The following is a 12089-nucleotide window of genomic DNA, read 5'->3' on the forward strand; positions in this document are numbered from 1 at the left end:
CTGCGATTTTAGTCATGACGCCGTCGCACCACCGTGCTAGGCCAAACCCATGACTCGCATCCCCACCAAGCAAGAGGTCCTGGATTGGATCTCGGCGAACCCCACCCTGACCTCGAAACGCGATATCGCCAAGGCCTTTGGCATCAAGGGCGCGGATCGGATTGATCTGAAACGCATCCTCAAAGAGCTTGAGGCCGAAGGGCATCTGGAAAAGCGCAAGCGCAGTTATCGCGACCCGGACCGTCTACCTCCGGTCAGCGTGCTGCAGGTGAAGGCCCCCAATGAGGATGGCGACCTGTTCGCGCGGCCATTGGAATGGCATGGGGAAGGGGTTGAGCCGATTGTTCTGCTGATCACTCGCGCCAGCGACCCTGCCTTGGGCGAAGGCGACCGGATTCTGGCCCGTCTGACCGTGGTGCAGGAAGAAGACCACAATTACGAGGCCCGCCTGATCCGCCGTATCGGGACCAATCCGCGCAAAATTGTGGGCCTGTTCCGCAAAGGGGCCGAGGGTGGGCGGATCGCGCCCATCGACAAAGCCAGCCAGACCGAATGGCAAGTGCCCGAAGGTGCGGTGCATGGGGCGAAAGATGGTGAGCTGGTCGAGGCCGAACAGGCCGGACCCAAATCCCGCATGGGCCTGCCCCGCGCCCGCATTGTCGAACGTTTGGGCGACCCGTCCGCGCCCAAGGCCGTGTCGCTGATCGCGATACATCAACACGGCATCCCCGACGACTTCCCCGACAAGGTCATCGCCGAAGCTGACAAGGCCAAACCCGTTGGCCTGAAGGGTCGCGAAGACCTGCGGGACATGCCACTGCTGACCATCGACCCCTCGGATGCGCGCGACCATGATGACGCCTGCTATGCCCATGCCGACGACGACCCCAAGAACCCCGGCGGCCACGTGATCTGGGTCGCGATTGCCGATGTTGCCGCCTATGTGCAGCCCGGCACTGCGCTGGACCGCGAGGCACGCAAACGCGGCAACTCCAGTTATTTCCCGGATCGCGTCGTGCCGATGCTGCCCGATCGCCTGTCCGGTGATCTGTGCTCGCTGCACGAAGGCGTCCCGCGGGCCTGTATCGCTGTGCGGATGCAGATCGACGCCGAGGGCAACAAGATCGGCCATCGTTTCGTGCGCGGCCTGATGCGTTCGGCCGCGTCGCTGCACTATGCCGAGGTGCAGGAGGCCATCGACGGCACCCCCAACGACCGTACCGGACCGCTGTTGGAGACGGTTCTGAAACCGCTCTACGCCGCCTATGCCGCACTGAAAACCGCGCGCGCAGCGCGGCAACCGCTGGAGCTGGACCTACCGGAACGCAAGATCGTTCTGTCCGACACGGGTGAGGTCACCAGCGTCGCCTTTCGCGACCGTTTGGATGCGCATAAGCTGATCGAGGAATTCATGATCCTCGCCAATGTCGCGGCGGCTGAAACGCTGATTGCGAAACGTCGCCCCTTGCTGTTCCGCGTCCACGAGGAACCCGCGCCCGAAAAGCTGGAGAGCCTGCGTGAAACGGCACAAGCCGCTGGCCTGAACCTTGCCAAGGGGCAGGTTCTTCAAACCCGTCACCTGAACGCTCTGCTGAACGCCGCGGCGGGCACAGAGGATGCGGAACTGATCAACCTGACGACCCTGCGGTCGATGGCGCAGGCCTATTACAACCCCGAAAACTTCGGTCATTTCGGGTTGGCATTACGGAACTATGCACATTTCACCTCGCCTATTCGTCGCTATGCCGACCTGATCGTCCACCGCGCGCTGATCTCGGGCCATGGCTGGGGTGATGACGGTCTGACCGAGGATGAAATCGCCCGGCTTGACGAAACGGCGACCCATATCTCGGACACTGAGAGGCGTTCGATGATGGCCGAGCGCGACACGACCGACCGCTATCTGGCGACCTATCTCAGCGAACGTGTGGGCAATGAGTTCACGGGCCGGATTAGCGGCATCGCGCGGTTCGGGGCCTTCGTGAAAATGGACGAGACCGGCGCGGATGGGCTGGTGCCTGTCCGATCGCTGGGGCGTGAGTTCTTCCATTTCGACCGCGAAGCGGGAACCCTGATGGGCTCGGATACCGGTCTGATCATAGCGATAGGCCAACGTGTCACCGTGCGACTGACCGAGGCGACGCCGGTTACGGGCGGCTTGGAATTGGAGCTGCTCTCCATCGACGATCAGGCCTTGCCCCGAGGACGCGGGCCGAAGGGACGTGCAACCAGACGCAAGGCGGTCAGCACCAAGCGCAAGAAGGACAAGATCAAGCGTAAGGTCGAACGGAAACGACGCCAGCGCTAGCCTTTGTCGCCGGGTTGTGACGCCCCTCGTGCAAAGACAAGCAAGTCACGCATGCGGTCGTTCAGGTGGGGCTCAATCTGTTGCCGCGCCCGGGCGATCCGCGCGCTTTCTTCCAACTTCCGGGACAGGGCGTCGATATCCACGCCGTTTCGACTCAGCCAGTGCTGCAGCGCCTGCTGATCAAGCAGGCGGTGTTGCTGCCGAAACTCTGATACTGCACGCACAAGGTCTTCGCCTGGCACGGGTTGCCCGGAGTGCTGGTCCAGCGCAAGAGCCAGTGCGTCGATCTCAGCGGCAAGGCGCAGCGCGTCGAACCGATCACCGGAGGCGGTCTTGCATCGTATGAGAACCTCGGGATCGTTAATTGGGTTATGTGACAGCACACCTGTCAGAAGGGTTTCGAACGCATCTGTATGCCGAAACTCGAAAGCTGGCGCGTCGGGTAGCGTGTCGTTCAGCCAGTCGCTCTCCACGCGCTGCATACAGGCCAGCGCATCCCGGTTTTTCTGATCAATTCGACCCTCGGGAAGCCATAGCTCAAGGCGATCTGCTGCGGCCGGGTCCAAAACTGCACAGTCTTCCAAGAGGCTGACAAAGCTGCGATCGGGATAAAACCTGCGACGGGCGGCTGCGACAAGAGCATCCGCCAACTGCCGCTCAACAACCTGCGCGGCGACGGCGGCATCCAGCGTCCAGCGGATGTTCACCAGTGGCTCGGACAGGTTGGCAAAACCGACCTCTTCGGGCGCATGGATCAGGGCGACCTCATCATCAGCTTCAAGCCGGAATTGGGCGAACGCGTCAAAGATTTCTCCGACCCCGATCATGCCAAAACTGCCAAGCTCGCACGCACGCAGAGCTCCGATCGAGGCGGCGCCATAGACGGGGATGCCTTGGGACAGCGCCCAAAGGATTTCCTTGTGGTAGACGGCAGGCAAAGCCTCGAAATAGCCATCCAGCAGGATGATGGCACGTGGGCGGGCAAGCGCCGCCTTCAGCAGATCGCCCTGCGCCGCAGGCCCAAGGCGCCGGATCGGCAACCGGTCTTCCACGTCACATGGGCGCGGTAGGGAAGGACCGGTAAAGAGGATGATATCACCTTGGCTCATGACACATGCCGCGCGCGCGCTCCAGGGCGGTATCCCGGTGCGTAGGATGTACCTTCAAGCCCCGGCGCAATGACCCGCATGACTGTTGCGGGCAGGTCGGGCACCGAAAGATCAATGGCGACCGGCAACTCAAGCCCGGCCCGTTCAAGCGCGGCCAGCATGCAGTCAAGGCTATCACGAGGGGAGCGGACCTGATGCAACGGCACCCGACCGAACCGGTGTGGCGCGTCCGCCTCAACGATCTCGGCGCGCTGAGACCTGAGCGTTTCCGCATTGCGCCGCGCTTCATAATAGTCGCGCATCCGATCATCCCGCGCGCCCGAGATAAGGGTCAGCCGACTTTGCGCCGCTTCGGTCAGGGCACGAGACAAGGCGATGCCCCGCGCCGGGTGGCACCCTGCCCCCGAGGCCGCCTGCAAGCCACGTCTCGTGTCATCCTGACGGTCGATGATCGTCACAAAGAAGGCTGGAATTCCAAGGTCTGATGTCACGTCCCAGATTGCACAAGCCACGCCTGCGGCGTCGAACCTGTCAAGAAGTGCTTTGCAGGTCGGGTCTGTGACGGAGTGCAGATCGACCCGGCAAGACGCCGTGATTCTGGGGTTGCGCTTCCATAAGGTCACCGCATCACGCTCCAGCGTTTCGGCCAGAGCCTGACAGGTAGCCTCATCAACGCTGCTGCCTGAGGCGAGGCCGGTCGACGACATCAGAAAACACCCCAACCCGGGCTGCAGGGGCAGCGTGTAATCCATATGGACCAGCTCGTAAGGAACCCAGGCCGAATGATCATCTGAGAGCGCCTTGCCCTCGGCCCAAAGCACGGGTTTGCTGCGCGAAATGGGGTGATCTGAGATCCGGGGCAGACGCTCAAGATCAATCACTTTTTCCGTCTTCGCCAAGTCATCGGCGCTTGCCAGACGCAGGGGCAAAACCGGGGTTTCGGCGCAGCTGAGCTCGACCGCCTCCATCAAGGCCGAAACCTTTGCATCCGCGACGGTCGCGCCTTTGCCTTGCGTCACGGCCAGAGACCGCGCATTCGGACGATGCGCGGCGTAGACGGGAATGCCGATGCAATCCAGGCCGGTCAGTTCAGCCAGCCGGGTGACGCCAAGACGCTTCATATGGGGCAAGACACGGTCCAGAACCTGTACGGACGGAACCGCGTGGGCAGGCGCTCGGTGTTGGTATTCCCCCTCCTGCCCCATGTCTGTCAGCGGGGCTGATCCTAGCTGCGTGTGAATTTGTGCCTCTGTTTCAGCCCGTCGATATTGACCAGATAGCAGGTGCCTTCGGGCTCGAACTTGTCAGGCGGCAGGAAGTCTTTGGGCGGGATGGTGGCAAGGTTCACACCACATTCCAGAAGCTCTCGGACCAAGGCCCAGCCCTTGTCGTTCTGGTACTTCTCAGGATCAACCTGGTAGGCTTTGTTGTCCCAGACCTCACGCGGGATATGCAGCACTGTGCCATCATCGCTTGCAATAATCAGGTCGTGTCTAAAGTTCTCAATATCGCTTTCGGACATTATGTCTCCTATGATGATTGTCAAGCATGACATTGATTTTGTTTGATTTTAAATTCGACAAAATCGTCGAAGACCCAGCCGTTCTTGAGCGTGTCATAGATGATCTGTCGAGAACATTCTGAATTGTCCGGTGTAGGTAACATGCCAATTGTCCGCTTCAGTTGATTGCGCGGTGGCCCAATTCGGAGGGAGCCGTAGGCGACCGTAGATTTGGGCCACCGCGTTCGCGCCACGTCGAAGCGGGTCACGCGACTTTGTGTTTGCTATCCTCCTGTGTGATGGGTGATCCGTCAGGCTGGTAGCGGCCAATGCATCTCGGGCCGTGGAAGATGACCAGTTGACCATCGGGGTATTCGTGGACCCTGACCTTCGCCTTGACGAAATGATGACGGTGCCTGTCTGCCGCGATCTGCATGACCAGGCCCTTGTAGCGCACCGTATTGTCGTTGCCGACGACGCGGTCTTCCTGCACACACAGGGTGTCGCGCACATTGCCTGTAAACGGCACGAAGGCCGAGGTCGTATCCTCCGGCTCCTTTGCAAACAGGGCATTGTGTTCGGGAAGATAGACCTCTTTCAGGAACTGATTGGCCTCTTCAATGGTTGTGATCCCATGGGACCGCAGTTCCTGCGGCAATCGGTTCTGGAACGTGCCAAACATGCGTTCAGACCGTCCACGGGCCTGCGGTGAATAGGCCGGGATCAGCTCAATGCCGAGTTGCTGCAAGGCGCGCCCGACCTGGGTCAGATTGTCCTTGTCCACTTTGCCGCCCGCTTCGGGCGTATGCCAGTAATGAGAGCCCCGATCGGCATAGAGCGAGCAAAACAGACCTTGCGCCTCGATCACCTCTGTCAGCCCCTGAAAACTGCTCATCGTCCCTTCTTCCTCGACAAAGAATGCCGAATAAACCCGGTTGGTGGCATCGTCCATGGTGACGATCAGATCCCACCACTGACCCGGAACCCATTCATGGCTGGAGCCGTCCTGATGCAACATCATGCCAACCATCGGACGGCGGGGCCGCTTGCGCCGATGGGCACCTCGTCGGGGTGCTGCCTGAACCCGGCCGTGGCGCTGCAGTGTAAGCCGCACCCAGTTGTAGCTCTGTGTGAAACCATGGTGGGCCACCAGCTTCTCGTGGAAATGCTTCGGCGTGTAATCCCAGTACTTGGTATCAAACAGTTCAAGCATCTCCATGACCTTATCCGTGGCAACACGATTGTTGGCCAGTTTGCCAAGCCGACGGTCGTACAGACCTTCTGCACCATCCGCCTCAAATCGATCCTCCCAACGCCTGACGGTGCGCACGGATACACCCAGTATCTCAGCCGCCTGTTCTTGCGTCAGCTTGTTCGCGCTTCGCCGCGAATACACATCTTCAAACTTCATCAGTCGAACTTCCTGTAACACTTCTGCTCGGTTCATAACGCCTCCTCTCAGAGACAGAATAGAACCGGACAGATCGCATGTTACATACACCGGACATATCGCGTGTTAGCGACAGCGTGTCATAGATGATCTTGAGCAGCTTGCGGGCAGTGGCTATGATCGCCTTGCCCGCGCCACGGCGTTCCTTGATGCGCCGATAATGGCTGTTGAGATATCCCGAATAGCGGATCGCGATGAGCGTACATTGCACCAGCGTGGTGCGCATGAGCTTGTTGCCGCGCTTCGTGATCCGCCCGTGATGTTCGGTTTCGTTTGAGTTGCTCACCTTGGGCACGATGCCGACATAGGCGGCCAGCTTGTCCGCGTCGGAGAAGTCTTCAACCCTGCCGATCCCCGCCAGCAGGACCGCGGCAGATCGCGCACCGATCCCCTTGATGCTGGTGAGCCCCTCAAAGCCTTTCATGGCCGAGGCGGCCTCCTCGATGGCCTTGTCGAGACGGCTCAGGGTTTCGGTCAGGCCGAGCGCCTGGTCCCGCAATGCCGCCAGTTCGACCTGCTCAAGCGGTGTGAAGCGGCTGAGATCCAGGTCGCGCAGGCGCTTCTTGCTGGACAACCCTTCCTTCTTCAGCTTCATGCCGTGGCGGACAAACATCGCGTGGATGCCGTTCAGCAGCATGGTGCGCTGTTTGACCAGCATGTCACGCGTCCGGGTCAGCGAGGCCAGTTCGCTTTCCTGAGTGGACTTGAGCCGGGTTTCCGGCAGCATGTCCTTCGACAGGAAAAACGCCAGGGCGCGGGCATCGTTGCGATCGGTTTTCTTCACCGATGTGCGGATCACTTTAAACTGGCGCGGGTTGACCACAACGATCCGGCCGACACAGGGTTCCACCTCACCGCAGAACCAGGCCGTGTTGCCGGTGGCCTCGACCGCCAGTTCGTCATCCGCATCAAGGCTCTGACAGAACTGCTCAAGCGCCTGCGCGGACAGTTGAAAGGTTTGGAATGTTTCCGATCCGTCCGTCTCACGCCGACAGATCGTGAAGGAATTCGTATGAAGATCGACACCTATGTAAGCCATGGCTATACTCCCTGCTCAAGGAGGCGGAGCCCCCAATGGGGCGTGAACGGCCAAACCAAGCTCCTATGCAGGATCACCGGCCAAAACCGGGCCCTATGGGGGCTGTTCGGAAACAGGCGAAGGCTAAGCTCCACTACAGGGTCACAATGCCCTACGAAAACATCCAGCCTGAGACCTATCCGCCTCCCCGAATCCTCTAACAGATTCAGGGCGTTTGGCCGATCACAAATCATTCATACCCCCTCCACTCAATACAGGCACGTTCACTACAGCAAATCGAACCCGGTGCCGCAAGCTTTCCCTCGGGCCGGAGCAATCTTGCGCAAATGAGCCGTGTTAGAGGAACCCAGAATAGCGTGCAGCGTCGATTAACGCGGCAATGCGTCTTTTGATCAGGGGCACGTCATCCGTGCTAGTCAGGGTGGCGATATCTGCCACGACATTGCGCAGCGTCTCGGGCAGGTTCTGCTGGCTACTGTCCAGAAGGCGCGCGGATAGCTTTGGCACCTCGGAAAGGTCTTTCTGCGTCTGGCTGGATGCGATCAAAGGCAACAGCGCAGACCATTCAAACGGATAAGCGATCGAGGTCTTCTCGAACTGAACCATCGCGTCGCGGGCCAGCTTGCACGCTGTGCTGTCTGCGCCGCGCTGCCATGCCTCCCACGACAGGTTGGCGGTTGCCAATGCGATATACTCATGCATCTGGAGTTCCCGCGCCAGCGCAATGCTTTCGTGAGACAGACGCGTGGCCTCGGATGGGTTATGCATGCGCCGATAGACGAGGGACAGATAAGTCATGCAGCGCAACTCGATCTTGCGGTGACCGGATTTGCGCGCGGCCTCCAAACCTGCGCTCATCGCCTCCTGTGCCTGAGGTAGTCGGATGCTGTGCAGATTGACGAACCCAAGGATAAACAGGGCCGAGGCCACAACGGCAAGATTACCAGTTTCCTCAGCCGCAGACACATAGTTCGATGCGGTTTCAATCGTGTCCTCGGCGGGATCATAGCGCGACATTCTGAGGTCACGCAGCACCAGTTGATCGAAATACTCGGCGCGTTGTTCAGCGGTCATGCTGCCCACATCCTGCGCCAGTCCAGCCGCCAGTTGAGACATCGCCTCACCATCTCCGCTCCAGTAGTGAACGTTGAGCGTATTAAGCTGGATGTCGATCCATTCCCGCAGCAGCTCGGCGTCGTCCCGCCACGCGGTTTGATCCAGCGCGGCCTCGGCGGCGGCAAGTTCAGCCAGTGATCCCGCGCGATCCTGTTGCAAGGCATTACCGGTCAGACGGTGCAAACGAGCAGTTTTCCGGGGGTTGTCTTGAACCAACCCTACGGCCTCACGATAAGCCGCAACCGCGCCGTCAAGGTCGTGAACCAAGGTCAAGACGGTGCCAAGCTGTTCCAGCAGATCAGCGCGCTCCGGCAGAGTGCCAGGGTGCAACCCGTCCGAAAGGGTGACCTGTTCCAGATGGTTCAACGCAGATTTGAAATAGGCCGTGGCCTCTGTATTTGCATAGCGCGAACTTGCCTGCTCCGCCGCTTGCTGGAAGCACCGTGTTGCTTCCGCATGGTTGCCGGACAAACCCCAATGGCTGCCCAGAACATGGGCGGGCGTGATTTTGCGAAACCGCGCACCAAGTACAGCCGCAATTCGCGCATGCACCATTGCACGCACGGATCGCAGCATGGTCTCATACGCGGCATCTCGCATCAGGGCGTGGCGGAACGAGTATCTACGGGCCGCAGCCGGGGCGGGAATAATAATCTGCGCAGATACCAGCGTGTTCAAATGAGCCGACAGCGCATGATCGGATTCATCAATCACGGCAGACAGAACGTCGAAGGAAAAATCCCGACCAATGGCCGCAGCCGTCTGCAGTATCCGGCGGGACTCGGGGTGACGATCAAGGCGCGCGACCAACAACTCGTTCAGCGTGGTCGGCACCGCCGTCTCATCAATCGACGCGCCACCCCCATCGGTCCGGTCAAAGACGCCGGTTTCTATGAACGACTTGGAAAGCTCTTCGGCAAAGAGCGGCACCCCGTCGGACCGATCTGCGATCAATTCCAGCACCGGCATCGGCACCGGTTTCAGATCATAGACATGCGCCGCAATCTCACCGATTTCCTCGTTGGACAGCCGGGTCAGTTCGATGCGCGTATTGACCTCCCACGCGGTTTGAAACGCGGGCCTGCAGGTCAGCAGCACCATGACCTGCTCATCTTTGAACGTCTCGAGCAGCCGTCCCAAAAGCTCTTTTGTGGTCGGGTCGATCCAGTGAAGGTCCTCGAAGACAACCAGCACTTTCTTGTCGCGCACATACCATTCGAACAGGGCAATCAGCGCCTGAAACGTCATCTCTTTCCGGCCCAGCGCATCAAGCGGCAGCGTGGTGTCGCGCCCGTGTTCGCGAAACTGCATCAAGGCATCCGCCAATGAGGCTGTCTTGCCCGGGTCCAGGGTTGTAGCCGAAAAAATCTGTTCCAGCCGCTGGGCCGTGTCCCCGGCCGAAAGCTGCCCCCCGCCCAAAACCATAGACCAGATTTGGTTCAGTACCGGATACAAGGCGTCATTAGTATGAAAGGGCGAGCATTGAAAGCGCAGAACGTCGCCCTCGGCCTCAAGCACATGCGATACGAACTCTTCCACCAGTCGGGACTTACCGATCCCCGGCTCACCAGAAATGAGCGTCGAGCGAGGAACGCCCCGCTCGACCCGCTCCCAGGCACTGTCCAACTGGGCCAGTTCAACCTTGCGATTGATGATCGGCAGCTTTTCTTTTGACCGACGCTTGAAATCGGGGGTGGGGCCGTCCGTTGCGCCTTCGACGCGCCAGATACGTACCTCGCCGCGGAAGCCTTTCAATTTGTGATTTCCCAGATCGGTCAGATCGAATTTGCCTTCGACGATCTTCTTGGTTTCGTCCGAGATCGCCAAGGTGCCCGGTTTTGCCATCAACTGGATACGGGCAGCCAGGTTGGGCGCGCGCCCGACGGCCTGATCCTCTTCGATATATGAGTTGCGGATCAGGTCTCCGACAACGACATTGCCCGTTGCGATGCCAATGCGGCAATTCAGCTTAACCCCATGTGGCCGGCCCAGAAAATGCATCGAGTCTGCGATGCTCAGCCCCGATCGGATCGCCCGTTCTGCGTCATGATCATAGGCCTGCGGCCAGCCAAAATAAGCCAGAACGCCATCGCCCAGATACTGCGCGACAAAGCCGCCGTATTCCTCGACGATCTCGGTCACGGCGCTTTTATAGCTGGTCAACAGGGTCGAAAGCTCTTCGGCATCTAATTGTTCGGACAGTTGGGTCGAGCCGACAAGATCCGTAAACACCACTGACAGCTGTCGTCGCTGTTGCGGCGCGACCGAGTGGCTACGATCCGCCTTTTCCGCAAAAGGGCCTTTTGCCAGGTCCGACGCCTGCCCGCTGCGCAGCAAGGCAATCGCGTTCAGCAACTGACGGCGATGGCCAACCGATGCGATCCCCATATCCCTGAGGTCTTCTGCAGTAATCGTCGGAAGCAGGCTACCGTCCACATCATGATCATGAAACGCCGAGATGTAGCGCTCCATTCCAAGCGCGCGCAGCCAATCGTCGAGATCAATTGCCATCGTGTTGTTTCACCATTCACCCTGCCAACTGGCACTTACAGTGCGGCTGCAGCACACCAACCGCCCGCCTAGAGCGCTGCAATCTGAAAGCGAGCGCAAAAAACAATTATCATCATGATACCGATTCCACTATCCTCGGAATCGCAACATTATCAAGGGGAAGAACGTCGTCGTGCCCAACTCAAGAAATTTGCTTATCGTCGGAACCGGCAATGTCGCCAACGCGCTCGCGCGCCGGTTTTCTGCAACGGAACATGTGGTTCACATCGGCTCGCGAGATGCCGGACGGGGGGCCGAGGCCGCGGACCGACATGGTATAAAAGGTGGCCTTGCAGCCGATCTGGTTCAACACGCCGAGGTTGTGTTCATCGCCGTACCGTTCACGGCGTTGGATGATACATTGGAGGCTCTGGGATCGCTTGAAGGCAAGGTGGTGGTCGACTGCACTAACCCTCTGACTGATGACTACATGGCTCTGACCCTAGGGCATACCACATCCGCAGGTGAGGTTTGCCAGTCGAAGCTGCCGGGCGTTCCGGTCGTCAAGGCCTTCAACGCGATCTTTGCTGATGTCGTTGACTCGGATCCAACCTATGGCGGCATCCGCCCTCAGGTGTTCCTTGCCGGGGACGATGCTGGGGCAAAAGAAACGGTGGCCGAGTTGGTGCGTACCATCAATTATGACCCGGTCGATAGCGGGGCGATGCTGAGTGCGCGGTATCTGGAACCTCTGGCCGAGTTGATCATTCAGATGGCCTATGTTCAGGGCGAAGGCACGCGGATCACGCCTGTCATCCTGCGCTCAGACGTATAATACCGCTTGAATACCCGGGGAAGCAGGCAGGCTAGGACGCCCTGCCTGTTTCAAAGGTCTATTGCAAATAGCGGCCTACACCATGCGTCTGGGCTGGAGCTTCGGACAGCCAATCCTTGACCTCCGACGTGACAGCCTGACTGACCGTGTCACCTACAATACGGTTCTTTCTAGTTTCGTGAAACTCTTTCGCTCAGAAGGGGCACAGGCTTTCGGCAATATTGGGCCAAAACGGCAAGCT

7 protein-coding genes and 1 pseudogene are annotated in these 12089 nt (G+C 59.5%); 2 read left to right on the top strand and 6 right to left on the bottom strand.

Annotated features, from left to right (window positions below):
* Positions 1-49 precede the first annotated feature (49 nt).
* Complete coding sequence (gene rnr / locus ACOERD_RS13560; RefSeq protein WP_419739372.1) at positions 50-2308, top strand: ribonuclease R; 2259 nt, start codon at positions 50-52, stop codon at positions 2306-2308.
* On the opposite strand, the gene ACOERD_RS13565 is transcribed toward rnr, so the two are convergent.
* From ACOERD_RS13565 to ACOERD_RS13590, 6 genes and pseudogenes are all read right to left on the bottom strand, one after another.
* Entirely contained in the window at positions 2305-3348 is a 1044-nt protein-coding gene (locus ACOERD_RS13565) for a TfuA-like protein (protein ID WP_419739373.1), read from the bottom strand. The two genes, rnr and ACOERD_RS13565, sit on opposite strands and share 4 nt — an antisense overlap.
* 65 nt (positions 3349-3413) lie before the next feature.
* Positions 3414-4547 carry a YcaO-like family protein gene (locus ACOERD_RS13570; protein ID WP_419739374.1) on the bottom strand — a complete coding sequence of 378 codons (1134 nt, stop codon included), beginning with the start codon at positions 4545-4547 and terminating at the stop codon, positions 3414-3416.
* Positions 4548-4642: 95 nt separating this feature from the next.
* Complete coding sequence (locus ACOERD_RS13575) at positions 4643-4939, bottom strand: hypothetical protein (protein ID WP_419739375.1); 297 nt, start codon at positions 4937-4939, stop codon at positions 4643-4645.
* 244 nt (positions 4940-5183) lie between these two features.
* Positions 5184-6365 carry an ISNCY family transposase gene (locus ACOERD_RS13580; protein WP_419737631.1) on the bottom strand — a complete coding sequence of 394 codons (1182 nt, stop codon included), beginning with the start codon at positions 6363-6365 and terminating at the stop codon, positions 5184-5186.
* Positions 6366-6441: 76 nt separating this feature from the next.
* A pseudogene (locus ACOERD_RS13585) lies at positions 6442-7407 on the bottom strand (IS110 family transposase); the annotation flags it as partial.
* Positions 7408-7743: 336 nt separating this feature from the next.
* Complete coding sequence (locus tag ACOERD_RS13590; protein ID WP_419739376.1) at positions 7744-11034, bottom strand: adenylate/guanylate cyclase domain-containing protein; 3291 nt, start codon at positions 11032-11034, stop codon at positions 7744-7746.
* 172 nt (positions 11035-11206) lie between these two features.
* Between ACOERD_RS13590 and ACOERD_RS13595 the strand changes: the two genes are divergently transcribed.
* Complete coding sequence (locus tag ACOERD_RS13595; protein ID WP_419739377.1) at positions 11207-11848, top strand: NADPH-dependent F420 reductase; 642 nt, start codon at positions 11207-11209, stop codon at positions 11846-11848.
* Positions 11849-12089: the final 241 nt, after the last annotated feature.

Source organism: Ruegeria sp. (assembly GCF_965199275.1).
GTDB lineage: Bacteria > Pseudomonadota > Alphaproteobacteria > Rhodobacterales > Rhodobacteraceae > Ruegeria.

Bases quoted from the DNA above. Each gene is read 5' to 3' on its own strand.
- ACOERD_RS13575 (WP_419739375.1), bottom strand. From the start codon at position 4,939: ATGTCCGAAAGCGATATTGAGAACTTTAGACACGACCTGATTATTGCA.
- ACOERD_RS13590 (WP_419739376.1), bottom strand. From the start codon at position 11,034: ATGGCAATTGATCTCGACGATTGGCTGCGCGCGCTTGGAATGGAGCGC.
- ACOERD_RS13580 (WP_419737631.1), bottom strand. From the start codon at position 6,365: ATGAACCGAGCAGAAGTGTTACAGGAAGTTCGACTGATGAAGTTTGAA.
- rnr (WP_419739372.1), top strand. From the start codon at position 50: ATGACTCGCATCCCCACCAAGCAAGAGGTCCTGGATTGGATCTCGGCG.